The organism is Mycobacterium sp. IDUB_5, assembly GCF_055419565.1.
Genome location: NZ_JBVAXX010000003.1, coordinates 742,231 through 766,533 on the forward strand (window position 1 = coordinate 742,231; position 24,303 = coordinate 766,533).

General features: G+C 67.1%; 24 protein-coding genes and 1 other RNA gene. 16 read left to right on the forward strand and 9 right to left on the reverse strand.

Annotated features, from left to right (window positions below):
* Nucleotides 1–12: 12 nt before the first annotated feature.
* Both ACZY1G_RS12795 and ACZY1G_RS12800 read right to left on the reverse strand, forming a co-directional pair.
* Complete coding sequence (locus ACZY1G_RS12795) at nt 13–1,191, reverse strand: acyl-CoA dehydrogenase family protein (RefSeq protein WP_463822574.1); 1,179 nt, start codon at nt 1,189–1,191, stop codon at nt 13–15.
* Nucleotides 1,192–1,224: 33 nt separating this feature from the next.
* The gene (locus ACZY1G_RS12800; protein ID WP_463814682.1) at nt 1,225–1,788 is read right to left on the reverse strand and encodes a TetR/AcrR family transcriptional regulator; all 564 of its coding nucleotides are present in this window, start codon (nt 1,786–1,788) and stop codon (nt 1,225–1,227) included.
* 294 nt (nt 1,789–2,082) lie between these two features.
* Between ACZY1G_RS12800 and ACZY1G_RS12805 the strand changes: the two genes are divergently transcribed.
* The 3 genes from ACZY1G_RS12805 (at nt 2,083) to ACZY1G_RS12815 (ending at nt 5,742) form a co-directional block, all read left to right on the forward strand.
* Complete coding sequence (locus ACZY1G_RS12805) at nt 2,083–3,060, forward strand: esterase family protein (protein ID WP_463822575.1); 978 nt, start codon at nt 2,083–2,085, stop codon at nt 3,058–3,060.
* 111 nt (nt 3,061–3,171) lie between these two features.
* The gene (locus ACZY1G_RS12810; protein WP_463822576.1) at nt 3,172–4,170 is read left to right on the forward strand and encodes an MDR family oxidoreductase; all 999 of its coding nucleotides are present in this window, start codon (nt 3,172–3,174) and stop codon (nt 4,168–4,170) included.
* Nucleotides 4,171–4,518: 348 nt separating this feature from the next.
* On the forward strand, nt 4,519–5,742 hold the full coding sequence (locus ACZY1G_RS12815; RefSeq protein ID WP_463822577.1) for a glycosyltransferase: 1,224 nt from the start codon (nt 4,519–4,521) through the stop codon (nt 5,740–5,742).
* Here the strand turns inward: ACZY1G_RS12815 and ACZY1G_RS12820 are convergent, their stop codons facing one another.
* The 3 genes from ACZY1G_RS12820 to hisN all read right to left on the reverse strand — a co-directional run bounded on the left by ACZY1G_RS12820 (nt 5,743) and on the right by hisN (nt 9,308).
* Entirely contained in the window at nt 5,743–6,954 is a 1,212-nt protein-coding gene (locus ACZY1G_RS12820) for an acyl-CoA dehydrogenase family protein (protein ID WP_463814686.1), read from the reverse strand.
* 67 nt (nt 6,955–7,021) lie between these two features.
* A complete protein-coding gene (locus ACZY1G_RS12825) occupies nt 7,022–8,404 on the reverse strand; it encodes an acyl-CoA dehydrogenase family protein (protein WP_463814687.1) in 1,383 nt (460 codons plus the stop codon).
* A 103-nt stretch (nt 8,405–8,507) separates the two neighbouring features.
* Entirely contained in the window at nt 8,508–9,308 is an 801-nt protein-coding gene (gene hisN, locus ACZY1G_RS12830) for a histidinol-phosphatase (RefSeq protein ID WP_463822578.1), read from the reverse strand.
* A 23-nt stretch (nt 9,309–9,331) separates the two neighbouring features.
* Here hisN and ACZY1G_RS12835 point away from each other — a divergent pair, with 23 nt between their 5' ends.
* Nucleotides 9,332–9,667 carry a hypothetical protein gene (locus tag ACZY1G_RS12835; RefSeq protein WP_463814689.1) on the forward strand — a complete coding sequence of 112 codons (336 nt, stop codon included), beginning with the start codon at nt 9,332–9,334 and terminating at the stop codon, nt 9,665–9,667.
* Here ACZY1G_RS12835 and ACZY1G_RS12840 read toward each other — a convergent pair.
* Nucleotides 9,644–11,023: an FAD-dependent oxidoreductase gene (locus ACZY1G_RS12840; RefSeq protein ID WP_463814690.1), complete on the reverse strand. Its 1,380-nt coding sequence runs from the start codon at nt 11,021–11,023 to the stop codon at nt 9,644–9,646. The genes ACZY1G_RS12835 and ACZY1G_RS12840 overlap by 24 nt on opposite strands.
* Before the next feature lie 134 nt (nt 11,024–11,157).
* On the opposite strand from ACZY1G_RS12840, the gene prfB reads away from it, so the two are divergent.
* The 11 genes from prfB (at nt 11,158) to ACZY1G_RS12895 (ending at nt 20,463) form a co-directional block, all read left to right on the forward strand.
* On the forward strand, nt 11,158–12,276 hold the full coding sequence (gene prfB / locus ACZY1G_RS12845; protein WP_463814691.1) for a peptide chain release factor 2: 1,119 nt from the start codon (nt 11,158–11,160) through the stop codon (nt 12,274–12,276).
* A 3-nt stretch (nt 12,277–12,279) separates the two neighbouring features.
* Nucleotides 12,280–13,251: a mechanosensitive ion channel family protein gene (locus ACZY1G_RS12850; RefSeq protein WP_463814693.1), complete on the forward strand. Its 972-nt coding sequence runs from the start codon at nt 12,280–12,282 to the stop codon at nt 13,249–13,251.
* Nucleotides 13,252–13,325: 74 nt separating this feature from the next.
* Nucleotides 13,326–13,763, forward strand: coding sequence for a hypothetical protein (locus ACZY1G_RS12855; RefSeq protein ID WP_463822623.1), 438 nt, complete (start codon nt 13,326–13,328; stop codon nt 13,761–13,763).
* Between the two features lie 64 nt (nt 13,764–13,827).
* Nucleotides 13,828–14,517: a cell division ATP-binding protein FtsE gene (gene ftsE, locus ACZY1G_RS12860; RefSeq protein ID WP_463814893.1), complete on the forward strand. Its 690-nt coding sequence runs from the start codon at nt 13,828–13,830 to the stop codon at nt 14,515–14,517.
* Nucleotides 14,517–15,413 carry a permease-like cell division protein FtsX gene (gene ftsX, locus ACZY1G_RS12865; RefSeq protein ID WP_463822579.1) on the forward strand — a complete coding sequence of 299 codons (897 nt, stop codon included), beginning with the start codon at nt 14,517–14,519 and terminating at the stop codon, nt 15,411–15,413. The genes ftsE and ftsX overlap by 1 nt, the downstream gene beginning before the upstream one ends.
* Nucleotides 15,414–15,415: 2 nt before the next feature.
* The gene (smpB, locus tag ACZY1G_RS12870; protein ID WP_463814695.1) at nt 15,416–15,913 is read left to right on the forward strand and encodes an SsrA-binding protein SmpB; all 498 of its coding nucleotides are present in this window, start codon (nt 15,416–15,418) and stop codon (nt 15,911–15,913) included.
* Entirely contained in the window at nt 15,910–16,764 is an 855-nt protein-coding gene (locus ACZY1G_RS12875; protein WP_463822624.1) for an EamA family transporter, read from the forward strand. Before smpB ends, ACZY1G_RS12875 begins: the two co-directional genes overlap by 4 nt.
* Nucleotides 16,765–16,842: 78 nt before the next feature.
* Complete coding sequence (locus ACZY1G_RS12880; protein ID WP_463822580.1) at nt 16,843–19,119, forward strand: putative bifunctional diguanylate cyclase/phosphodiesterase; 2,277 nt, start codon at nt 16,843–16,845, stop codon at nt 19,117–19,119.
* A 69-nt stretch (nt 19,120–19,188) separates the two neighbouring features.
* Nucleotides 19,189–19,557, forward strand: a transfer-messenger RNA (tmRNA) gene (gene ssrA, locus ACZY1G_RS12885).
* Nucleotides 19,558–19,627: 70 nt separating this feature from the next.
* Nucleotides 19,628–19,909: a hypothetical protein gene (locus tag ACZY1G_RS12890; protein ID WP_463822581.1), complete on the forward strand. Its 282-nt coding sequence runs from the start codon at nt 19,628–19,630 to the stop codon at nt 19,907–19,909.
* A gap of 92 nt (nt 19,910–20,001) precedes the next feature.
* A complete protein-coding gene (locus ACZY1G_RS12895; RefSeq protein ID WP_463822582.1) occupies nt 20,002–20,463 on the forward strand; it encodes an N-acetyltransferase family protein in 462 nt (153 codons plus the stop codon).
* A 97-nt stretch (nt 20,464–20,560) separates the two neighbouring features.
* Here the strand turns inward: ACZY1G_RS12895 and ACZY1G_RS12900 are convergent, their stop codons facing one another.
* Both ACZY1G_RS12900 and ACZY1G_RS12905 read right to left on the reverse strand, forming a co-directional pair.
* Nucleotides 20,561–21,154 (reverse strand): PaaI family thioesterase, encoded by a 594-nt coding sequence (locus ACZY1G_RS12900; protein WP_463822583.1) that lies wholly within the window; start codon nt 21,152–21,154, stop codon nt 20,561–20,563.
* Entirely contained in the window at nt 21,151–21,681 is a 531-nt protein-coding gene (locus tag ACZY1G_RS12905) for a flavin reductase family protein (RefSeq protein WP_463822584.1), read from the reverse strand. The genes ACZY1G_RS12900 and ACZY1G_RS12905 overlap by 4 nt, the downstream gene beginning before the upstream one ends.
* Before the next feature lie 126 nt (nt 21,682–21,807).
* Here ACZY1G_RS12905 and ACZY1G_RS12910 point away from each other — a divergent pair, with 126 nt between their 5' ends.
* Nucleotides 21,808–22,473, forward strand: a complete 666-nt coding sequence (locus ACZY1G_RS12910; protein WP_463814705.1) for a PadR family transcriptional regulator — start codon at nt 21,808–21,810, stop codon at nt 22,471–22,473.
* Between the two features lie 9 nt (nt 22,474–22,482).
* On the opposite strand, the gene ACZY1G_RS12915 is transcribed toward ACZY1G_RS12910, so the two are convergent.
* Nucleotides 22,483–24,201: a 3-ketosteroid-delta-1-dehydrogenase gene (locus ACZY1G_RS12915; protein ID WP_463822585.1), complete on the reverse strand. Its 1,719-nt coding sequence runs from the start codon at nt 24,199–24,201 to the stop codon at nt 22,483–22,485.
* Nucleotides 24,202–24,303: the final 102 nt, after the last annotated feature.

The following is a 24,303-nucleotide window of genomic DNA, read 5'->3' on the forward strand; positions in this document are numbered from 1 at the left end:
CGATGGTCCCTCTCACACCATCGCCGTGCGAGGGATCTTCGCGCCCAGGGACAACGCGCCGGACAGCTCGCGGCTGGTGTCGTAGTCGAAGATGACGTGCCCGGCCATCACGTCGACGTCGCGCTTGATCCGTTGTAGGGGGTTGTCCAGGAAGTGCGCAGTGGCACCCGAGGCGCCCAGGAGATCGCCGATGACGGACCTGGACTCGTGCACGATGCGCGCCGCGGCCAGGCGGGCCCGCCCGCGAACCGGACGGCTCACCGGCTCGCCGGCCGTCACCGTCTGCTCGATCTCCTCGACGGTGTCCGCGAGCAGCCCTCGCAACGCCCGCAGGCGTACCTGCGCATCCCCCAGTCGCAGCGCGGCCACGGGCTTCTCTTTCTGAAGGACGCCCTCGTAGGCGAGGAAACGTTCGGAAAGGCGGGCGGCGTAGATCTCGGTGGCGCGCTCGGCGCTGCCGAGTGCCGGCATCGCCGCGAGGAGCGCGAGTGCGGGCACCATCGGCCACCGATAGGTGGGGCTGTCGTGCAGTGCGGCGCCGGGCGCGGTGCCGGCATAGATGTCGGCGACAGAGACCAGACGATGGTCGGGAACGAACACGTCGTCGACCACGACGTCGTGCGAGCCGGTGGCGCGCATCCCGTCGGTGTGCCAGACGTCCTCCACCCGTGCGTCGCCGATCGGTAGCAGCGCCAGCACCGGCCGGATCGTCTGGGCGCCGCCGGAGACGGTGTCGTGCAACGCCCCGACCATGAGCCAGTTGCCGTCCATCACCCCGGTGGCCCAGGACCAGCGGCCGGTGAGCCGGATCCCGCCGGGGCAGTCGACGCCGCGGCCGGTCGGCGCCAGCGGCGCCGGGGCCAGGAACGGTCGTGTGTCGAACGCCTCCCGCTGCGCCTGCTCGTCGAACAGCGCGAGCATCCAGTTGTGCAGAACGTAGAAACCGAGGGTCCACGCGCTGGACGCACAGCCGTGGGCCATCTGCCGCACCGGGTCGAGGATCGCCGGGAACGGCGCCTGCCGACCCCCGTACCGGGCAGGCACGAGCAGATCGAACAGTCCCGATGCGGCGGCTTCGGCCACGGTCTCCGAAGGGAGACGACGGGCCCGTTCGGCGTCGCCGGCGCGTTCGGCGAGGCGAGTCACGAACTCGGGAGTGACAGCGGTGTCGAGCGCGATCGGTGAGGCCACGACGCGACCGTAACATACTTTTTGGTATGGAACTCAGGGGCGGAGCATCACGTCCAGGAATCGCTCCAGCTGGCCGGCCATCCGGGGCTCTGCCGGGAGCTCGGACAGGTGCAGGAAGCCGATCCCCGCCGCGAACGTGGCGTTGGCACGCATGTCGGCCTCGGCCGCGTCGAAGCCCGCGTCCTGATAGGCACGCCGAACTGCCGACAGGACCCTCTGGTCCGACGTCCGCACGCTCTTGGCGACCTCGCCGTCGGTGCGGGCCCACTCCCGCATCGCCCGCTCGAGGCTGCGCTGACGCTCGCCGCGCAGGGATGCCATCATGTGGCTCAGCCGTTCCCTCGGCGGTGCGGTCGGCGGCTCGGCGAACCCACTGCGGTCGCGGTCGCGCAACTCGGCCCATGCCCGGATCAGGGCGGCCCGGTAGGCGGCCATGTCGGCGAAGTGCCAGTAGAAGCTGCCCTTCGTGACGCCCAGGCGGGCACACAGCCGATCCAGTTTGAGTGCCTCCACACCGGCGTCCGCGACGAGCGCGTAGCCGGCTTCTATCCAGTCGTCGGCCGACAGCCGTCGAGCGTCTGACGCGCCTTTCGCCATCGGTCGAGCCTATGACGACACACACTGTGACGGCGGTCACTGCACCGGATCGCTGACAGCCATTCGCAAGGAAAATGGCCCTGTTTGCCGTGGCTGCGCTTTGTCGGTTAGGGGTCACATGTTTTACTGCAACCGCGACAACTGAATTCTTCTCGGCCCATCCTTCGCCGTCAGGGCACCTTGGGGGATGGCGCCACAACGCGGTGAAGACATCGCTGTGGTGTCGGCGACCGCACGGGAAACCGCAGGACGAACCGCCTCGCGCGGTACACCGACGATGGATGGAAAGACCGAATGAGACTTCTTGACAGGGTTCGTGGCCCGTGGGCGCGCCGTCTCGGCATCGCCGCATTCGCCGCGATTTTGCTGCCGGGCATCATCGGCTTCGCCGGGGGCTCGGCGACCGCCGGAGCCTTCTCGCGGCCAGGCCTGCCGGTGGAGTACCTGATGGTGCCGTCGCCGTCGATGGGGCGCGACATCAAGGTGCAGTTCCAGAGCGGCGGCCCGAACTCGCCCGCGCTCTACCTGCTCGACGGCCTGCGCGCGCAGGACGACTTCAACGGCTGGGACATCAACACCCAGGCGTTCGAGTGGTACCTCGACTCGGGCATCTCGGTGGTGATGCCGGTCGGCGGCCAGTCCAGCTTCTACTCGAACTGGTACAAGCCCGCCTGCGGCAAGGCCGGCTGCCTGACCTACAACTGGGAGACGTTCCTGACCCAGGAGCTGCCCAACTACCTCGCCTCGGAGCGCCAGGTGAAGCCGACCGGCAGCGCCGCTGTGGGTCTGTCGATGGCCGGTAGCGCCTCGCTGGTGCTGGCTGCGCACCACCCTTCCCAGTTCACCTACGCCGGTTCGATGTCGGGCTTCCTGAATCCGTCCGAGGGCTGGTGGCCCGGTCTGATCAACATCTCGATGGGTGATGCCGGCGGCTACAAGGCCAACGACATGTGGGGCCCGGCAGAGACCGATCCGGCGTGGAAGTACAACGACCCGATGGTGCAGATCCCGAATCTGGTCGCGAACAACACCCGCGTCTGGGTGTACTGCGGCAACGGCCAGCCCAACGAGCTCGGCGGCGGCGACCTGCCCGCCACGTTCCTCGAGGGCCTGACCATCCGCACCAACCGTACGTTCCAGGACAACTATGTCGCCGCCGGCGGGAAGAACGGTGTGTTCAACTTCCCGGACAACGGCACCCACAACTGGGCGTACTGGGGTCGTGAGCTGCAGACCATGAAGCCCGACCTGATCTCGCACCTCGTCGGATAGTCACCGACGTAAGAGGTCCGACACCGAACGACGAAGCTCCCGGCCGATGCGGCCGGGGGCTTCCTCGTCTTCGAGGCATGGTTGTCGGCGCAGGCTGGCTACTGTGGCGCCATGAGCGAGATCAACGCGATGGTGGCGCACGAGGACGGCGAGGGCGGCGTGGTGCTGCGCCACGAGGTGGTCGACGAGTCGTTCCTGCCCGAGGGCGAGGTCGAGATCCGCGTCGAGTACTCCGGTGTCAACTACAAGGACGCACTCGCCGTCACGCCAAAAGGAGGCGTGGCACGGGCCTATCCGCTGATCCCCGGCATCGACGTCGCCGGGACGGTGACCGCGAGTACGTCACCGGACTTCGCGGTGGGCGACGCGGTGTTCGCCCACGGCCAGGACATCGGTACCGGACGGCACGGCGGCTACGCCCAGGTCGCCCGGTACCCGGCCGACTACCTGGTCAAGCTGAGCGCGTTGAGCACGGCTGAGGCTGCTGCCATCGGCACAGCCGGCTTCACGGCGGCGATGAGCGTCGACGCGCTGCGGGCGCACGGGGTGCAACCCGGTGACGGACCCGTGCTGGTCACCGGTGCCACCGGCGGAGTGGGCAGCGTCAGCGTCGACCTGCTGGCCGGCCTGGGATACGAGGTGGTGGCGTCGACGGGCAAGACCCAGGCGCGCGACCTGCTGCGTGACCTGGGCGCCGCCGAGGTCATCGATCGGGTGCCCGGACCCGAAGAGAAGGTGCGGGCACTGGGAAAGGCCCACTGGGCCGCTGTAGTGGACTGCGTCGGCGGCGCCACGCTCGCCTACGCACTGAGCACCCTGAAATACGGTGGCGTGGCTGCGATCTCCGGCCTGGCGGGATCGCCGGACCTGCCCGCCACCGTGATGCCGTTCATCCTGCGTGGCGTGACGCTGGCGGGGATCGACTCGGTGCTATTGCCGATCGACCGCCGCAGAGACGTCTGGGCGCAGATCGAATCCGGCCTGGCCCCACGTCATCTCGACCGTGTGACGACTGACGTGTCAGTGCTGCGCGTCGGCGAGGTCCTCACGACCATCATCGGCGGTGGCGTCACCGGCAGAACCCGCGTGGTCGTGCACGACGGGTTCTGACTCCGCCCGATTTTTGCCGTTGCGGCCAATTAAGCCGCGTCACGCGCGATCATCGTGAGCGGGGGCGTGGGGAAGACGGGAGATGACGCGACCGGAGGTCGGGGCAGGTTCGTCTTGCGGGTCGTGCGACAACGACCTGCGGGCCCGCTCGCGGTTTCGCGACGTCTGCGGAGCGCCGGTGATCCCCATCCCGGCAAAGGGAGAGCACAAGCACGAGGTCGACGAGATGATCGCTCTGTGGCAAGGTCGCGGACCTGGCACGGCGTCCATGGACCAATGGATGCACAAGCTCAGTGCCCAGTGTGTCCGCACTCGACAGCCGGGCCACGACCTGGGTCAGCGTCGGTGATGGCAACCATCCTCGCTTACACGTCGCCCGCGCTGGGCCACATGCTGCCCATGTCCGCTCTGCTGAGTGAGATGGCTGCCCGCGGCCACCGAGTTCACGTGAGGACGCTGGCCTCAGGTGTCGAGGCGGCGGGCGCGCAGAACCTTTCGGCAGCACCGATCGATCCGCGCATCGAGGCTGTGGAAATGGACGACTGGAAGGCCTCGCATCCTGTTGCAGCACTGCGAAGTTCGATATCCGTATTCGCCCGTCGTGCGCCGCTCGAGGTGGCCGATTTCCGCTCCGCCATCGATACCGTCGCGCCTCACGGCCTGCTCGTCGATGTGAACTGTTGGGGAGCGCAGATGGTAGCCGAGACATCGGGTCTGCCGTGGGCGACCTTCTCGCCGTACTCTCCGGCGCTCGACGTCGAGCGCGTACCGCCGTTCGGATTGGGGTTGCCTCCGATGTCCGGTGCCCTCGGCCGATGGCGCGACTCCGTAGTCCGCACCGTCATCAACGGCCCTCTGCAACGACCGGCGGTGACGGCGATCAACGCGATGCGCGCGCAGGCCGGAGTCGAACCGGTCGCCACCCTTGACGATTTCTTGCGGCGGGCGCCACTGTTGTTCCTCGCCACGGCGCCGCCGTTCCAGTACCCGGGGGACTGGGGAACGAACGTGCACATGATCGGTCCCTGCATACCGAAGCAGGTGGCGGTCGAGCCGCCGAGTTGGCTCGAGGCGATCGAGCGCCCCATCGTCCTGGTGACCACGTCGTCGGAGCGGCAGAACGACGCCACGTTGGTGACCACTGCCATCGAAGCGCTGGGCGCCGACGACGTCCACGTCGTGGCCACGCTGCCCGCGGGGCCTGTCGACGAGTTCGCCGATCAACCCGGCGTGACGGTCCGCCGCTTCGTCGACCACGACCTCGTGCTGGCACGCTCGGTGTGTGCTGTCACCCACGGAGGCATGGGAGTCACACAGCGCGCGCTGGCCCGCGGCGTTCCGGTCTGTGTGGTTCCTTACGGCCGAGACCAATTCGAGGTCGCGCGACGCGCCCAGGTCGCCGGGTGCGGCACGCGTCTGCACGCCTTGCGCTTGTCGACGCCCAGGCTGCGGCGCAAGATCCACGAGGCGATGACGATGCGCGCCGGGGCCACCCGAGTCGCCGAGGGTTTCGTCGCGACAGGAGGGGCCGTCCGAGGAGCCGAATTGTTCGAGCAGCTGCTGAGCGACTGACTACTTCAGTTCAGCTGAGGACAACCCGAGCAGGCGACGGGCCACCACGAGCTGCTGGATCTGCTGTGTGCCCTCGAAGATGTCCAGGATCTTCGAGTCGCGGGCCCACTTCTCCAGCAGGGTTTGCTCGGAATAGCCTGTCGTGCCGGCCATTTCGACAGCCTTGAGGGTGATGTCCGTACCCACGCGAGCGGCCTTGGCCTTGCCCATCGACGCCTCTTTGGAGTTGGGGATCTTGTTGTCGGCCTGCCACGCCGAGCGCACGGTCAACAGGTAGCCCGCCTCCCAATCCGCTTCCATCCGCAGGAACTCGGCGGCCGCAGCGCTCTGCGCATGCGCCGGCTTGTCGTAGGAGATCTCGATGCCCGCGTCGGTGAGGATCTTGCGCAGCTCCTCCAGTGCCGCTCGGGCCACGCCGACAGCCATCGCCGCCACGATCGGGCGGGTGTTGTCGAAGGTCTCCATGACCCCGGCAAAGCCCTTGTCCACCTTGATCTCCGGGCTGCCGAGCAGATTTTCCTTCGGAACGCGGGCGTTCTCGAACCGGATGGCCGCAGTGTCGGAGGCCTTGATGCCGAGCTTGTTCTCGAGCCGCTCGACCGTCACGCCGGGGTGGTCGCGCGGCACGATGAACGACTTGATCGCCGCGCGCCCCACGGACTTGTCCAGCGTCGCCCACACCACGATGTGGGTCGCCCGCGATCCGGCCGTCACATAGATCTTCTCGCCGTTGATGACGTACTCGTCCCCGTCCAGGACGGCCGTCGTCGACACCGCCGCGGAGTCCGAACCGAAGCCCGGCTCGGTGATGGCCATCGCGGCCCACACCTTGCCCAGCCGCTCCAGCTGTTCCCGGGTAGCCACGCTCGAGATCGCCGCGTTGCCGAGGCCCTGGTAGGGCACCGACAGCAGCAGCGCCACGTCGCCCCAACTCACCTCCAGCGCGTTGAGAAGCGCAGACATGTTGGCGCCGTTGACGTTTCCCTTCGGGCCGTCGCCGTCCTTGCTAAGCCCCTGCGCCCCGGCGAACGAGATCGTGTTCGCTTCCGAGATGCCCTCGAAAAGCGTTGCCAGCGTGTCGAGTTCGACGGGGTAGTCGTGCTCGCGCAGGTCGTACTTGCGCGAGATCGGTCGAAGCATTTCCGCCGCACCCTGGTGGCCCTTCTCGATGACCGCCTGCAGCTTCTTCGGCATTTCCAGATTGATCGCCATGTTGGTCTCGCCTTTCTAAGAGAATGCAGCTGGTCAGAGGACGCTGCTGGTCAGGGGACGCGGCTGGTCAAAGAACGACGACACCCTCGGCGACGCCGAGAGCCCGCAGGTCGCGGTACCACCTCTCGACCGGATGTTCTTTCGTGTAGCCGTGGCCGCCCAGCAGCTGTACACCGTCCAGGCCGATCTGCATGCCCTTGTCGGTGCCGAGCTTCTTGGCCAGTGCTGCCTCGCGGGCGAAGGAGAGCCCCTGCTCGGCACGCGCGGCGCCGCGCCAGGTGATCAGGCGCAGGCCGTCGAGTTCGATCGCGATGTTGGCGCACATGAACGCCACTGACTGGCGGTGGGCAATCGGTTCGCCGAACGCTTCGCGCTCCTTGACGTAAGGCACGACGTAGTCGAGTACGGCGTGTGAGGTGCCGACGGCCAGGGCCGCCCAGCCCAGCCGCGACAACGCGATGGCCTCGGAGTAGTTGCGGTCGTGGTCGGCTTCGCTGGCGTCCTCGCCCAAGCGGGCGCTCAGCGGCACGGTGACCTTGTCGAGTTCGACGCGACCCAGTGCGGCCGCGCGGATTCCCATGCTCGGATCGGGGGTGACCGCCAGTCCGTTGGCCGACGATTCGACCAGGAACAACGTCGGCTTGCCGTTCAGCTGTGCGGCGATGACGAACAGCTCGGCGTCGGCGGCGGCCGGCACCAGCGACTTGACGCCGTCGAGCCGGTAGCCGCTCGGGGTGCGCACCGCTGTGGTCTTCAGTGCGGTCGGGTCGAACAGCGGATGCGGTTCGGCGATCGCGACGCACGCCTGCGGCACGTTCTCGCCCGCGAACTCCGGAAGGTAGGTCGCCTGCTGCTCGGCGCTGCCCCAATGGGTCAGGGCCGATGCGACGCCGCCGGGCGCCAGGATCGGCAGCGCCAGACCCATGTCGCCGTAGGCGAGGGCCTCGGCCACCAGCGCGTTGGTGACGGTGCTGCGCTGCTCGGCGATCCCGTCGAAGTCCTCGGGGATGTTGATCGCGGTGATGCCCAGTTCGGCGGCCTTGGCGATCAGGTCCGGGGGATAGGTGGCCGCGGCGTCGGCGTCGTGCGCGGCGGGACGCAGGATCTCCTCGGCGAACTCTTCGACCGTCTGGACGATCATCTTCTGGTCGTCGTCGGGAGTGAGGTCGAAGTAGTCCGCACCGCTGGGCTTCAGCCGCGTCGCGGGCTTGCCGAGACCCTGCACGCGCTTGAACTGGCGGGTGGTGGCGCCCGCGGCGGAGAAGGCGTGCTTCACGCCGTATTTCAGCCCCCGGTTCAGCGGGTCGCGCAGGTTGTACTTGTCCAGGAATTCCTGGCCCAGCAACGGCGTGATCAGCGCAATCCCGACATCGGTGGCCGATCTCTTGTGCTTCTGCAGGCCCACGCCGCTCTCGCGGCCGGATTGCTTGGACGGCAGGGTGTTCGTCATCGGTCAGCTGCCTCCGTCAGTTGTCGAAGAAGCGCGAGCGCGCTAACTGACTCCAGAGTAAGGTATCGAAACTGACTTATGAGTAAGGTATTGCGATTGTTGCCTAATTCACACCGGAGACGGCGCTGATCACGGCGTCGTGCAGCAGACCGTTGGTCGCCACCGCGCTGCCGCCGTGCGGCCCCGGCTGAGAAGAGAGGTCTGTGAAGCGACCGCCCGCCTCCCGGACCAGGATGTCGAGCGGGGCGAGATCCCACAGCTTCACCTCCGGCTCCACCACGATGTCGACTGCACCCTCGGCGACCAGGCAATACGACCAGAAATCGCCGTAGCCGCGGGTGCGCCACACCGCGTCGGTGAGGTCGACGAACGCCGAGCGCATGGACTCCCACCCGGTGGTCAGATCGGAGTAGGACAGGCTGGCCGATCCGAGGTCGGCTACACGGGACACCGAGATGGGCCGCGTCGTCCCGGCCGGACCCGAGAACGAATTGAAGGCGCCCTGGCCGGTGGCGGCCCACCAGCGTCGCGCCAGCGCGGGTGCGCTCACCACGCCGACCTCCGGCACTCCGTCGACGAGCAGCGCGATCAACGTCGCCCAGACCGGAACCCCGCGGACGAAGTTCTTGGTGCCGTCGATCGGATCCAGCACCCACTGTCTGCCCGTGAAGTCCTTGGTACCGCCGAACTCCTCGCCGAACACCGAGTCGGCGGGGCGCGCCGCGGCCAGCCGTTCCCGAAGCAGGGTCTCGGTGTCCAGATCGGCGTCGGTCGCCGGAGTCATGTCCGGCTTCGTCTCGACGCGAAGATCCACCGCGCCGAAACGCTGCATCGTCAGTGCATCGGCCTCCCCGGCGAGCGTGAGGGCCAGGGCCAGGTCGTCGGCGATGTCGGGGGTGCTCATATGTGGAGTCCTACCATGGCGGTGTGGCCGAACTCGCGATCATGCTCCTCATCATCGGTGCCATCGTGCTCGTCGCGGCACCCCGGATCATGCGCAAGCGCGGTGCGGGCAATGACTGGGTGCCGGGCACCCTGCTGGTCACCGGGGTGAGTCCGCGTCCCACCGACATGACCGGCGAGCAGTTCGTCACCATCACCGGCGTCATCAACGGTCCGACGGTCAACGAGTACACCGTCTACACCAGGATGGTCGTGGACGTGAACGCCTGGCCGACGATGGGTCAGCTCATCGACGTCGTGTACTCGCCGCGCAACCCGGAGAAGTGGGCGTTCTCCTCACCCGTGCCCAATCCGGAGTAGCTCCTCGACGCTGGTCAGCTTGACCCGCGGGCGTCCCGACCCCTGGCCGGTGCTGCGCTCGTGCTCGTCGATCAGCCGCCAGTGATCGTTGGTCACCAGCTTGGGTTGACGTTCCAGAAGCCACTGCTTGACGTTCGCGGCGTGATCGACACCCCGATCGGTCGGCTCGGCCGCCGCCAAATCGGTGAGCAGCGTGTGGACGGTGTCGGCGGAGTCGCTCTTGTTGCTGCCGATCACCCCGGTGGGGCCGCGCTTGATCCAGCCGACGACGTACTCGTTGCGGCTGCCCTCGATGCGCCCGTCGGTGTGGGGGATCGTGCCCGACCGGTCGTCGAACGGCAGGCCGGGCATCGGCACGCCGCGGTACCCGACGGCGCGCACGACGAGTTGCGCGGGGACTTCCTCCCGCTCGCCGGTGTCGCGCGCCGACACCCTGCCGTCCTCACCGCGCACCAACTCGTTGCGGCCCAGCACGATCGACTCGACCTTGCCGTCGCCCTTGATCTCGATCGGTGACGTGCGGAAGCGGAAGACGATGCGGCGCTTGGCCCCTGTGGGCTCCAGTTCCCCGTAGGTTCGCAGCACCTTGATGTTGTTGCGCACGGTCTTGCCCGCGGCATCGAGGTCCTCGTCGGTGATGTCGGCGAAGTCGGCCGGGTCGATGACCACGTCGACGTCGCCGAGCGCCTCCAGATCGCCGAGCTCACGCAACTCGAGCGTGGTGAACGGCGCCTGCAGCGGACCGCGTCTCCCGATCACCAGCACCTCCTCCACGCCGCGCTCGTGCAAGGAGTCCAGTGCGTGGTCGGCGATGTCGGTCTCGCCCAGAAGATCCGGATCGCTGACCAGGATTCGGGCCACGTCGATCGCCACGTTGCCGTTGCCCACCACGACGGCGCGGCCCGAGGAGATGTCCGGGGTCATGTCCTTGAAGTGCGGATGAGCGTTGTACCAGCCGACGAAGTCGACCGCGGCCACACTGCCCGGCAGGTCTTCACCCGGGATGCCGAGCGGTCGGTCGGATTGTGCGCCGTTGGCGTAAACGACCGCGTCGTAGCGTTGCGCGAGTTCGGCGGGCTGGACGTGCTCGCCGACGACGACGTTGCCGAAGAACCGGAATCGCGGATCGGCGGCGATCTTGTCGAATTGGGCCGAGATCGACTTGATCTTCGGATGATCCGGCGCCACACCGGAGCGCACCAGCCCCCACGGGGTGGGCAGCATCTCGATCATGTCGACACAGACATCGCGATGGAGGTCGTCGGAGTCGGCGGCCTTCAACAGGGCGGCCGCGGCGAAGAACCCGGATGGTCCCGAGCCGACGATCGCCACGTGATAGGGACGCAAAGGGGGCATGTGGGCTGCCTTCTGTCGCGGCCCGGCCACGCGCAGAGGGCTGTCGCGCCGCAGCCGGACGAGGTTGCCTCCCGATGCTAGAACGCAGTCGGCGTCGGTCGAGGAGAACGCGCGGACCGGTACCCTGAACTCCCGTGGATCCTGACCGTCAAGCCGATATCGCCGCCCTCGACTCCACGCTCACCACAGTGGAGCGTGTTCTCGACGTCGAGGCCCTTCGCGGGCGCATCGCAACGCTCGAGGAGGAGGCGTCCGATCCGAAGCTCTGGGATGACCAGACGCGGGCGCAGAAGGTGACCAGCGATCTGTCGCACGCCCAGAACGAGTTGCGGCGGATCGAGGAGTTACGCCAGCGCGTCGAGGATCTTCCGGTGCTGTACGAACTCGCCGCCGAGGAGGATGGCGACGCGGCCACCCAGGCCGCCTCGGAGGCCGATGCGGAACTGCGGCAACTGAGGGAGGATATCGAGGCGCTCGAGGTCCGCACGCTGCTGTCCGGGGAGTACGACGAGCGCGAGGCTGTGGTCAACATCCGCTCCGGCGCCGGCGGCGTGGACGCCGCCGACTGGGCGGAGATGCTGATGCGGATGTACGTCCGCTGGGCCGAACAGCACAAGTACCCCGTCGAGGTCTACGACACGTCCTACGCCGAAGAGGCCGGCATCAAGAGCGCGACCTTCGCGGTGCACGCCCCGTTCGCTTACGGCACGCTCTCGGTCGAGCAGGGCACGCATCGGCTGGTGCGCATCAGTCCGTTCGACAACCAGGGTCGCCGGCAGACGTCGTTCGCCGAGGTCGAGGTCCTGCCCGTCACGGAGACCACCGATCACATCGACATCCCCGAAACCGACATCCGCGTCGACGTCTACCGCTCGAGCGGTCCCGGCGGTCAGTCGGTCAACACCACGGACTCGGCGGTCCGGCTGACCCACATCCCGACGGGTATCGTGGTGACCTGCCAGAACGAGAAATCGCAGCTGCAGAACAAGGTGTCGGCGATGCGCGTGCTGCAGGCCAAACTGCTCGAACGCAAACGCCAGGAGGAACGCGCCGAACTCGACGCCCTCAAGAGTGACAGCGGCAGTTCCTGGGGTAACCAGATGCGGTCCTACGTTCTGCACCCCTATCAGATGGTCAAAGACCTCCGCACCGAATACGAGGTCGGCAACCCGGGCGCCGTCCTCGACGGTGACATCGACGGGTTTCTCGAAGCCGGCATCCGGTGGCGCAACAGGAAAGACGACGACGAGTAACCCGTGAACAGCACGCTCCTGGCATTCGACTTCGCCTCGCGGTGGCACGGCTTCTGGCGCGGCGACATCGGCGTGTGGATTCTCGACCGTGGCGTGCGGATCGCGCTGCTGCTGGTCGGTGCGCTGCTGGCGGCCCGGTTCATCAACTGGACCGCGCAGCGCGTCACCCGCCGTATCGACGCGGAGTACCAGGAAAGCGACCAGCTGGTGCGCTCGGAGAGCGCCAAGCACCGGCAGGCCGTCGCCTCGGTGATCTCCTACGTGTCGGTGGGCCTGCTGCTGGTGATGGTTCTGGTGCAGATCACCGACATCCTGGCCATCCCGGTCGGGTCTCTGGTCGCCCCCGCGGCGGTCATCGGCGCCGCGTTGGGTTTCGGCGCCCAGCGAGTGGTGCAGGACCTGCTGTCGGGTTTCTTCATCATCACCGAGAAGCAGTACGGATTCGGTGATCTCGTCGCGTTGACCGTCGCCGGCATCGCCGCCCCCGCCGAGGGCACTGTCGAGGACGTCACGCTGCGCGTCACCAAGCTGCGCTCCTCGGAGGGGGAGATGTTCACGATCCCGAACGGGCAGATCGTGAAAACGGTCAACCTGTCGAAGGACTGGGCCAGGGCGGTTATCGACATCCCCGTGCCGGTGTCGGCGGACCTCAACGAGGTCAACGACGTGCTGCACGACGTCGCCGACAGGGCGCTGCACGACACACAACTCAAGGACCTGCTGTTGGATGCGCCCCAGCTGATGGGCGTGGAGAGCATCGAACTGGAGACGGTGAATCTGCGCATGGTGGCCCGCACGCTGCCCGGTAAACAGTTCGAGGTCGGCCGACGCCTGCGGGTGCTGGTGATCCGCGCCCTGCGGCGCGCTGGGATCGTCGCGCCCGGAGAGCCGGCCCCTGTCGTCGCGGCGATCCCGCACCCGGCTCGCGCTGACGGTGCCCCTCTTGCGGACGCCGATCCGGAGACGCAGCGGTGAGGTGGCTCGAATGGCTGGCCCCGAAGCGGGCCGGCAGCACGAAGACGTGGCCGAACTACATCTTCGGCGGCAGGATGCGTACCTCGACCGCGACGCTGATCCTCGCGTTCATCGCGCTGTTCTGGGTGAACCAGACCTTCCAACCTGCGCCGAGCGGAACGCAGACCGATCCGACTCAGGTGGTGCCCCCGGGTTTCGTGCCGGACCCCGCCTACACCTGGGTGCCGCGCACCAACGTCGCACCGCCCACCACCACCACGACGACGACGACCACCACGACGACCACCACGACGACTCCGTCGCCGACGCCCACACCGTCGGAGTCGGAGACCTCGGCCCCGCCCAGCACGACCGGCACGGCGCCCGGCGGTGCCACCACGACGGTGATCGATCCCGACGGGCCAGGCCCGCTGGGGCCGATCACGTTCACTCAGGCGCCGCCGTTTCTGGCGCCGACGTCGGTCGCGCCGCCCGGCGCGCCTGCGATCACGACCGCGTTACCGCCTCAGTGAGCCACGCGGCACCCGTCCGGCGATGCGGTGTCCGCATCCCTCCCCGCTACACTGGCGTGCCGTGATGATCACCCTCGACCATGTCTCCAAGCAGTACAAGTCGTCTGCGCGTCCAGCGCTCGACAACGTCTCGCTGAAGATCGACAAGGGTGAGTTCGTCTTTCTCATCGGTCCGTCCGGGTCAGGCAAGTCCACGTTCATGCGTCTGCTGCTGGGCGAGGATCATCCGTCCGCAGGTGACATCCGGGTGTCGAAGTTCCACGTGAACAAGCTGTCCGGGCGTCACATCCCCGGCTTGCGCCAGGTGATCGGGTGCGTGTTCCAAGACTTCCGGCTGCTGCAGCAGAAGACCGTCTTCGAGAACGTCGCGTTCGCGCTCGAGGTGATCGGCAAGCGGTCCGACACCATCAACCGTGTGGTGCCCGACGTGCTCGAGATGGTCGGGTTGTCGGGCAAGGCCAACCGGCTCCCGGCCGAGCTGTCCGGTGGTGAGCAGCAGCGGGTGGCCATTGCCCGCGCGTTCGTCAACCGGCCGCTGGTTCTGCTGGCCGACGAGCCCACCGGCAACCTCGACCCGGACACCAGCAAGGACATCATGGATCTGCTCGAGCGGATCAACCGCACCGGTACGACGGTGCTGATGGCCACCCACGACCACCACATCGTCGACTCGATGCGCCAGCGGGTCGTCGAACTCGAACTCGGCCGGCTGGTTCGCGACGAACAGCGCGGCGTCTACGGAATGGATCGCTAGTGCGCTTCGGCTTTCTCGTCAACGAAGTCCTGACCGGGCTTCGCCGCAACGTCACCATGACGATCGCGATGGTGCTCACCACCGCGATCTCCATCGGTCTGTTCGGTGGCGGTCTCCTCGTCGTCCGGCTCGCCGACCAGTCGCGCGCCATCTACCTCGACCGGGTCGAGAGCCAGGTGTTCCTCACCAACGACGTGTCGGCCAACGACCCGACCTGTGACGCCGACCCCTGCAAGGCGTTGCGCAAGACGATCGAGGATCGCGACGACGTCCGTTCGGTGCGCTTCCTCAACCGCGACGAGGCGTACGACGACGCGATCCGGAAGTTCCCGCAGTACAGGGACGTCGCGGGCAAGGATGCGTTCCCGGCGTCGTTCGTGGTCAAGCTCGACGATCCCGAACAGCACAAGGACTTCGACGACGCGATGATCGGCCAACCCGGCGTGCTCAACGTGTTGAACCAGAAGGACCTGATCGACCGGCTGTTCGCGGTTCTCGACGGCATCAGCAATGTCGCGTTCGCGGTGGCGTTGGTGCAGGCCGTCGGCGCGGTGCTGTTGATCGCCAACATGGTCCAAGTCGCGGCTTACACCCGTCGCACCGAGATCGGCATCATGCGACTGGTCGGCGCCACACGCTGGTACACCCAGCTGCCGTTCCTGCTCGAGGCGATGCTCGCGGCGTTCGTCGGGGTGGTGATCGCGATCGCGGGGTTGATCGCGGTGCGGGCGCTATTCCTGGAGAGCGCGCTCGACCAGTTCTATCAAGCCAATCTGATCGCCAGGGTGGACTACGCCGACGTCCTGTACTACAGCGCACCGTGGATGCTTCTGCTCGGCCTCGCGATGTCCGGGATCACCTCGTATGTCACGTTGCGCCTCTACGTGCGGCGGTAGCGGTGGCCAAGAAGACCAAGGGCGTCAGGGACACCAACAACCAAGTGGTGGCCACGAACCGCAAAGCGCGCCACAACTTCACGATCCTCGAGACCTTCGAGGCCGGCGTCGCGCTGATGGGCACCGAGGTCAAGAGCCTGCGGGAGGGGCAGGCATCGCTGGCCGATGCCTTCGCCACCGTCGACGACGGCGAGATCTGGCTGCGCAACCTGCACATCCCCGAGTATCACCACGGCACCTGGACCAACCATGCCCCGCGACGCAACCGCAAGCTGCTGTTGCACCGCAGCCAGATCGACAACCTGGTGGGACGCACCCGCGACGGCAATCTGACGCTGGTGCCGCTGTCGCTGTACTTCACCGGCGGCAAGGTCAAGGTCGAGCTGGCGTTGGCCCGCGGTAAACAAGCTCACGACAAGCGTCAGGATCTGGCGCGCCGGGATGCCGAGCGCGAGGTGACCCGTGAGCTGGGACGCCGCGTCAAGGGCATGACCTCCTGACCGGGATTCTCAGCGCGCTGGTGGCGGCGCTGGGTTACGGCGTCAGCGACTTCGTCGGCGGCTACGCCTCGCGGCGGGTCGCGGCACTGCGAGTGGTGATCGTGTCCTACCCGCTGGCGCTGGTTCTGTTGACGATCCTCGCGGTGCCGGTCGGCGGTGAGATCAGCCGGGCCGCGGTCTTGTGGGGTCTGTTCGCCGGTGTCGGCCAGGCGTTCGGGGTGTGGTGGTTCTACGCCGCACTCGGATCCGGACCCATCTCCGTGGTGTCGCCTCTGACGTCGGTTCTCGTCGCGGCTGTGCCAGTCGGATTCGGGGTGGCGCTGGGGGAGCGGCCCAGCGCGCTCGCCGGTGTCGGCGTGGTGGTGGCGCTGGTGGCGGTCGTGATGGTGAGCCGGCAGGCGGATCCGGACCTCGACGGCGACGTGCGTCCGCACCGGTTCACCGTGAAGGTGGCCTGGTTGACGGTCGGTTCCGGGATCGCGTTCGGCATGAACTTCGTGATCCTCGACCAGGTGCCGGTGGAGGCGGGGCTCTGGCCGCTGGTGTTCGGGCGTATGGCGGCGACCGTGATCGTGGTGGTCGCCGCCGCGCTCACGGCAAACCTCGCCCTGGTGCGTGGGTTCCCGCTGCGCCTGGCGCTGCTCGCCGGGGTGCTCGACACCGTGGCCAACGCAGCCACCCTGCTCGCCTTGCACTCCTCGCTGCTGTCGTTGACCGGGGTGCTGGTCGCGTTGTATCCGGCGGCGACGGTCGCGCTCGCGGTGGTGGTGCTGCGTGAGTCGGTGACTCGCTCCCAGGTGGTCGGAATGATCCTGGCTTTCGCGTCCGTCGCCCTGATCGCCATCGGTTAGTTACCGTCATCCGGGGTAACTCGACGGTGACGTCGAGGGCGTAGAGGAGGTGGCCGCACGGGCTTCGGGGTGCGTGTCGTGCTGGTCGTCGCCGCCACTGTGGTGTTGGCGATCAATTCGCTCGCGCCCTGGGGTGATGAGGCCGCCCACCGGATCGCCGCGGTCGCGATGTGCTTCACCAGCCTGGTCGCCGTCGTCTACGGGCTCGTCGTCGTGTGCCGGGTGCACGGAACCGCCCGGTGGTGGCGTCTGCTCGCCGTCGGCGCCGTCGCCAGTCTGTTGGCCGGTCAGACCTGCTGGTGGCTGCTCGGCGCCGACGCGTTTCCCGTCTGGGTGGTGCTGTACTGGCTGTTCCCGGTGTTCGCGCTGGCCTCGGTGCTGGTGTTGGCGCTGCGCGGAGGTCGCGTCGGCGTGCCGGAGGACGGTTCGCTCGGACATGCCGCGCTCTTGACCCTGTTGGACGGGTTGGTGGCCGCGACGTCGTTCGCGATCCTGGTGATCTTCGGCCTGGGCAATCTATCGAACTCGTCGTTCCCACGGTCCGAGAATGCCGCGGTAGAAGTACCGTTCGCGATGGCCGAGCTCGTCATCGTGGTGGTCGCCGCGGTGACCGGCATGGTGTACCGCGCCGAACATGCCTACCGCGTCAACTATCTCCAGTTGGGCAGCGGGGTCGTGCTGATTGCGGCTTCGGATCGGATGATCGCCTACTTCGACACGCTGGACATGCACGGCGCAGCGATGTGGGGCGAAACGGGCCTGGCGCTCGGTCCGCTGTTCGTCGCCTTGTCGATGCGGCCAAGAGACCCTGCGCCGTCGCCGGTCGCGGGGCGCGCTCGACTGCTCGACTGGGCACAGCTGGTGCTGCCGTACACGGGGTTTCTCGGCATCACGGTTCTGTTGGCCTTCCACGTGCTCACGGGCCACGGGCTGGGGCCGGTGGTCGTCGGCACGACGGTGGCCATGGTGGTCCTCGTCGCGGCTCGACAGGTCGCGGCGATGGGACAGCAGCGCCTGCTGACCCGCCGGCTCTACGAGGTGCAGAGACGCCTCGCCCACCAGGTGATGCACGACGCGCTGACCGGACTGCCCAATCGACTGCTCTTCGCCCAGCGGCTCGACAGGGCGATGCGCGACGGCGAGTTCGGTCTCATCTTCGTCGACCTCGACGACTTCAAGGACGTCAACGACCGGTATGGGCACGCTGCCGGTGACGAACTGCTGAGAGCGGTCGGAGAGCGACTGACGACGTGTCTCTCCGATGCCGACACCCTCGCGCGGATCGGAGGCGACGAGTTCGCCGTCCTGATCGATGCCAGCCAGTCTGACGATGTGGAGAGCCCGGACATCGTCGCCGATCGGCTGCGGGTGGCGCTGCGCGAGCCGTTCTCGATGCACGGCTGGTCCGTGCGGGTGCGGGCGAGCATGGGGCTGGTGCACTCCGGAGACGGGCCGAGCCCGCTGAGCTCCGACGACCTGCTTCGCCAAGCCGACATCTCGATGTATGCCGGAAAGCGGCTCGGCAAGGACACGGTGGTGGTCTACCAGGCCCCGGCAGGGCTGCACGCCGACTTCCCGTCCACCTTGCGTGCCGCCGCCGGCGGCGTCCCGGCCGGCTTCAGCCTCGTGTACCAACCCATCGTCGCCTTGCCCGACGAGAGGTTGGTTGCCCTGGAGGCGTTGGCCCGGTGGACGACGCCGCACGGCGTGCAGATCCCGCCCGAGACGTTCGTCGCGGCGGCCGAGTCGGCCGACCTGGGTGCTGTGCTCGACGGAATGGTGCTGCAGCTGGCGTGCCAACAGGTTGCTGAGACCGGCCTGGACGTCGACATCCACGTCAACATCGGCGCAACGCGACTGGGTCATCCCGGATTCGAGGACGAGGTACGGCGGACGCTGTCGCACTGTGCGATCGACCCAGGGTGCCTGGTGTTGGAGATCACCGAGACGCTGCCCATCGTGGACCTGTCGGATGCGGCAGCGCAGATCGAGCGCCTGAAAGAGCTGGGTGCACGTGTCGCCCTGGACGATTTCGGCGCCGGCTACAACTCGATGGCGTATCTGCATGCGTTGCCGGTCGGCATCGTCAAGCTGGACCGCAGCCTCGCGGTGGGGTTGGAAGCCGTCCGGGAGCTGACGCTGTATCGCTCGGTGGTGGGGCTGTGCGCCGATCTGGGTCTCGACGTGATCGCCGAGGGCATCGAGTCGGCCGACCAGGCGACCACGGTGTTGGCGGCCGGGTGCCGATTCGCTCAGGGCTACCTGTTCGGCCGGCCTGCCCCGCTCGCCGACATCGTCGCCGAGTACGGCGCGATCCGTGACGGTCGTGAGGACGTGGCGTTGCCCGCGGACTAAATACCGGCTGGATTGTGTTGGATGGGCCGGTAGTATGAACGTTCCTGCTGAAAGTCAGTGGGGGTGCGAGGGGCTGAACGGTTTCGACTTCGCGCATCGAATCAAGGGAAGCGTGCCGGTGCAGGCAATTGACCACCGTAAGCGTCGTTGCAACCAATTAAGCGCCGATTCCAATCAGCGCGACTTCGCCCTCGCTGCTTAAGCGACGGTGAGTCTGTCAGACCGGGAGCGCCCTCGGCCCGGACCCTGGCATCAGCTAGAGGGACCCACCCATACATCCGGTCGCGGGATGTACGGGGACATCAAACAGCGACTGGGATCGTCATCCTGACTTGTTCGCGTGATCAGGAGATCCGAGTAGAGACATAGCGAACTGCGCACGGAGAAGCCTTGAGGGAATGCCGTAGGACCCGGGTTCGATTCCCGGCAGCTCCACCGGTTGAGAACAGGCCAGAGCTCAGAGCTCTGGCCTGTTTCTTGTTGCGCCGCATGCGTTTATCGTCAGCTCATGGGGGATGTGAGGTGGGGCGACAGCTTTGGGTCCTGGTTCTCCAGCCTGCCCTACGGCAAAAAGTTCGCCGCCTCGCTCGGGCTGGTGGCGATCACCGTCGTCGGCCCGACGCTTGTCGTGTCGCGGGTCATTCCATCACTGGTCGGGTCGACGGATAAGGTCGAAGTGTGGTGCACCCCCGACGGCTCATGGAGGGTGTGGGTCGGTGCTGACGATCCACGACTGAAGGTCATGGATCTCTACCCCAATCTCGGCGGAATCTGCACTTTCGCCTTCTGAACCGCTCGATGTGGAAGTCCTCGCCTGGTGCTGTCGAGACCGGAGGCGCTGCGGCGGGCGGTGAATCACCGCCGATGGCAGCATCACCCCTTGTGAGGGGTATCCCGGAGACCAGGACGGCCACGCCCGCTGACGCCGCCGACGTGAGGCGGATCATCACCGAGGCGTATGAGCCCTACATCGCCCGCATCGGCAGACCGCCGGCCCCCATGACCGTGGACTACGACGAGCTGATCGGCACCACCGATCACGTGCACGTGGTGATCGACGACGACCGCATCGCCGGTGTTCTCGTACTCGTCGAGTACTCCGATCATGTCTTCGTCGACAGCGTCGCAGTCGCCCCGCAGCATCAGGGCCGCGGCCTTGGACGCGTGATGCTGGACGTCGCCGAGCAGCGGGCCCGTGATCGCGGCCTCTCCGAGGTCCGTCTGTACACGAATGCCGCGATGACGGAGAACCTGGCGCTCTACCCCCACCTCGGTTACGTCGAGGTGGATCGCCGCGTCGACGACGGCTACTCGAGGGTGTATTTCGTCAAAGAGGTCACATGACTCATATGCGTTGAATCCCGCCAATTCCGTTGCGGCGCGACTGCTGTGCCGAGCGGCACGAGGTGACTGATCAGGCCGGGACGGACGTCTTCGGCGGTCAGCACCGACTCTCACGGAAGAACACACCCTGCGCACGGACGGTGATGCCAGCGTCGGTGGCGAGGTGCCCGACGGCGAAGACCTTGCGACCCTCGACGTTGTCGATGTGCGCCTCGGCGTGCAGCGGGCCGAGTGGGGTGCCCCTCTCGTAACGGACGGTCAGTGTTCCGGTGACCGCCGGGCGACCAGGCTCGTGGGCCGTAGCCCCCAACATGTGGTCGAGTAGCAGCGCACAGATGCCGCCGTGCACGTGTCCGGGCGGACCCTCGTAGGCTGCGCCGAGCGTGACATCGGCCCACACGCGGCCGTCGGCATCGTGGTGGACGACGAGCGGCGGGGCGAACGGGTTTCGCAGTCCGATGACGACATTGCCCCACGCTCGGTGCGATCCGTCGGGTGCCGGCTGGACACCGAGGGACTCCACGAGCGGCTCACGGCTCAGGTCGTCGGAAGCGGCATCGATCGCGGCTTTCGCCGCCACCAGGGTGGCTGGGTCTGCCTTGCTGCGAATCGTCGCGTCGACCAGACGGCGCACCGAGTCCGTCAACCCGCGGTAGAGCGCTTCTGGAACGTGGCGGTCGGCGCCAGTCACGACACCGACATCGCTTCGCCTATCCGATCGGCGAAATCGCCGAATCCGCCGCGGTAGAACAGCAGTGGTCGGCCGCTGTGCGCCTGAAGCGCCGTGACATGGGCGACGACGATGGTGTGGTCCCCAGCATGGTGCTCGAACTCCACATCAGCCTCGATAGTGGCCAACGCACCGTTGATGCGCGGCGCTCCGTTGCCCGCGGGTCTCCACTCGACGCCGGCGAACTTGTCGTCGGAGCGGCACGCGAACTGCGCGCAGACGGCTTCCTGGTCATCGGCCAGGACGTTGATGCACAGTCGCCCGGTCGCGCGGATCGCCGGCCAGCTCGTCGAGGACAGAGCAGGGCAGAACGACACATAGGGCGGGTCGAGCGACACCGACGTCACCGACTGGCACGTGAAACCCAGCGGACTGCGGCCGTCGTGGCCGGTGATCACGGCGATCCCGGTGCAGAAATGGCCGAGCACAGCCCGCATGTCCTTCGGCGCCGGCCGCGCCGGCGCCGCGTCTGAAGCATCGGATTGCATCGCGATTGCGTCCCTTCGGTGGTGGCCACTCAACGATCGTCGGGCGAGACGCCGGCCCGCAACGGCCCGTCCCATCCAGCGGTTCGTCGCCAGCAGTGGGATGACCTCGGTTGTTACGCTCGACAAGTGACAGATTCCGAACCCTCGGGCAAGCCCCAGCTGGCAGCCACCAGCTGGGCTCTGCTGGGCTTGCTGTCGTACGAGCAGGAACTGTCCGGGTACGACATCCGCAAGTGGATCGACTGGAGCATGCGGTTCTTCTACGGAAGTCCCGCGTACAGCCAGATCTATTCCGAGTTGAAGAAACTCGAGAAGCTCGGATACTTGACCTCGCGGGTGGAGAACAACGGCACACGCTCCCGTAGGCTCTACAAGATCACGCGATCGGGACTGGACGCGGCCACCCAGTGGGCCCGCGAGGCCCCTGTGGAGCCTCCGTCGTTGAAACATCCAGCGATCCTTCGGATCACGCTGGGTCACCTCAGCGACCCCGCGGCGCTCAAGGTCATGCTCCAGGAACACATCGCCTACGTCGACCAGATGCAGAGCGACGCCGCCAAGGAAGCCCGGTGGGCCGGAGCGGACCCATCGTGGGCATACGCCAAGATCGCTCTGGATTGGGCCGATCGGTACTACACCTCCGAACGGGAACTGACGCTGAAGCTGATCAAGGATCTCGACGAGGCCGAAGCCAATTTCCCGAAAGTCGGAGAGGATGCCAAGATTCCGTGGCCGGACCCGACGTTCTGGTACGAGATCGAGAAGCAGGTCGAAGCCGAGGACGCCGACTAGCCGGACGCCTCAGACCTGGACGGGCTTGCGTTGCGCGGCGTCGAGTGCGGCGATGTAGCCATAGACCAATCCCTGCGCGATGGTCGCCCCGGCGCCGGGATAGGTGTGTCCGAAAGCGTTGGCCGCGGTGTTGCCGATAGCGTAGAGGCCGTCGATGACGGTGCCATCCTCGCGCAGTACTCGCGCGCGCTCGTCTGCACGCAAGCCGCCGCAGGTACCGAGGTCACTGAGCACCATTTTGACCGCGTAGAACGGACCCTTGACGAGCGGGCGAAGATTCGGGTTCGGGACGACGGTGGGATCGCCGTAGTAGCGGTCGTAGGCGCTGCGACCGCGCCCGAAGTCGAGATCCTGCCCGGCGGCGGCATTTTCGTTGAATCGGGTGACGGTGGTCTGGAGATCCATGACCGGAACCTCCATCTTGGCGGCCAGTTCGGCGAAGTCCTCGGAACGGACCGCGATGCCGGCGTCATACCAATGCTGTGGAACGGGCATGCGTGGGAACAGCTCTGCGGCAAAGACATAACTGTTGCGGTACTGCTGATCGAACACGATCCACATCGTTTCGACGGGATTGCCGGCGTTCTCCCGGGCCAGGATGCGTTGGCCGAAACTCATGTAGTCCGCCGATTCGTTGGCGAATCGCTGACCCTGCTGATCGACGATGAACGACCCTGGCAGGGAGCGCTCGGCGAGCAGGACCGCCGGCGCGGCGTCGGGCAGTGGTGCCACCGCAGGGAACCACCATGACTGGTCCATCAACGCGATGTCCGCGCCGATGTCCTGGCCGATGCGAATGGCGTCGCCGGTGTTGGTGTCTGCCCCCAAACTCATATGGGCACCAAGGCTTTCCGACTGGAACTTGTGACGCATGTCCATGTCGTGGTCGAATCCGCCTGCGGCGAGAACCACGCCGCGGCGGGCCGCGATCGTGTAGCTGGTGCCGCGGTGTTCGATGATCGCACCGGTGACTCGGGGGCCTTCGGTGGTCAGAGACGTCAGCGTGGTGTCGAGCCAGATCGGGATGCCCGCCGAGATCACGCCGGCGAACAGTCCCGCCGCCAACGCTTGGCCACCCGCGGCGTAGCGACGACCCAGGAGCAGGCCGCCGACGCCTTGAGCCAGCCGCTTCGCGATGGTCGGGATGCCCTTCCGCGGCACGCGGCTCATCAGGTTCAGCCATCGGTAGTCGGCGCCGGTGGTCGGCATGGGGATGCTGACCTCCATGACCCCCGGCCGCAGCGCGGACCGGTACTGCCCCAACATCGCAGTGTCCAAAGGCCGGCATTCGCAGGTGCGCCCGGCCGCTGATCCGCCGGCTGCCTCGGGGTGGTAGTCGGAGTAGTCCTTGGCCCAGAACAGCTTCATCGGCGTCGTACGCCGCAGCATGTCGATGGTGGCGGGCAGTTGCTTCAGATAAGCCGATGATCGAGCTTCCGGCGCGGAATCGCCCACCACCGCACGTAGATAGGTCTCAGCGCGGCTCGACGGATCGTTGCCGCCGCCTTCTGCGATGACGGAGCTGGACGGCAGCCACAGCGCTCCCCCCGAGCGTGCGGTGGAGCCGCCGACCACCCCGGATTTCTCGATGACGAGTACTGAGAGGCCTCGCTCGTGGGCCGCGAGTGCGGCGGCGAGGCCGGTGCCCGAACCGACGACCAACAGGTCGACCTCGGTGTCGGAGACGGTCAAACCGGCAGGGATGGTCTGATGGCGAGGGGCGGTCACGGGGGTGACGATAAGCGTGGTTCTGCGTGGCGGATTTCCCGTGTCCTGGTGAGCGGAACGCGTGCCTGACGACAGCGTGGGCGAGCAGTTGGATGGGACCGA

Coding starts and splice junctions, on each gene's coding strand:
- ACZY1G_RS12800 (WP_463814682.1), bottom strand. CDS start 1,788: ATGGCGAAAGGCGCGTCAGACGCTCGACGGCTGTCGGCCGACGACTGG.
- ACZY1G_RS12805 (WP_463822575.1), top strand. CDS start 2,083: ATGAGACTTCTTGACAGGGTTCGTGGCCCGTGGGCGCGCCGTCTCGGC.
- ACZY1G_RS12810 (WP_463822576.1), top strand. CDS start 3,172: ATGAGCGAGATCAACGCGATGGTGGCGCACGAGGACGGCGAGGGCGGC.
- ACZY1G_RS12815 (WP_463822577.1), top strand. CDS start 4,519: ATGGCAACCATCCTCGCTTACACGTCGCCCGCGCTGGGCCACATGCTG.
- ACZY1G_RS12820 (WP_463814686.1), bottom strand. CDS start 6,954: ATGGCGATCAATCTGGAAATGCCGAAGAAGCTGCAGGCGGTCATCGAG.
- ACZY1G_RS12825 (WP_463814687.1), bottom strand. CDS start 8,404: ATGACGAACACCCTGCCGTCCAAGCAATCCGGCCGCGAGAGCGGCGTG.
- hisN (WP_463822578.1), bottom strand. CDS start 9,308: ATGAGCACCCCCGACATCGCCGACGACCTGGCCCTGGCCCTCACGCTC.
- ACZY1G_RS12840 (WP_463814690.1), bottom strand. CDS start 11,023: ATGCCCCCTTTGCGTCCCTATCACGTGGCGATCGTCGGCTCGGGACCA.
- ACZY1G_RS12855 (WP_463822623.1), top strand. CDS start 13,326: ATGCGTACCTCGACCGCGACGCTGATCCTCGCGTTCATCGCGCTGTTC.
- ftsE (WP_463814893.1), top strand. CDS start 13,828: ATGATCACCCTCGACCATGTCTCCAAGCAGTACAAGTCGTCTGCGCGT.
- ACZY1G_RS12890 (WP_463822581.1), top strand. CDS start 19,628: ATGGGGGATGTGAGGTGGGGCGACAGCTTTGGGTCCTGGTTCTCCAGC.
- ACZY1G_RS12905 (WP_463822584.1), bottom strand. CDS start 21,681: ATGCAATCCGATGCTTCAGACGCGGCGCCGGCGCGGCCGGCGCCGAAG.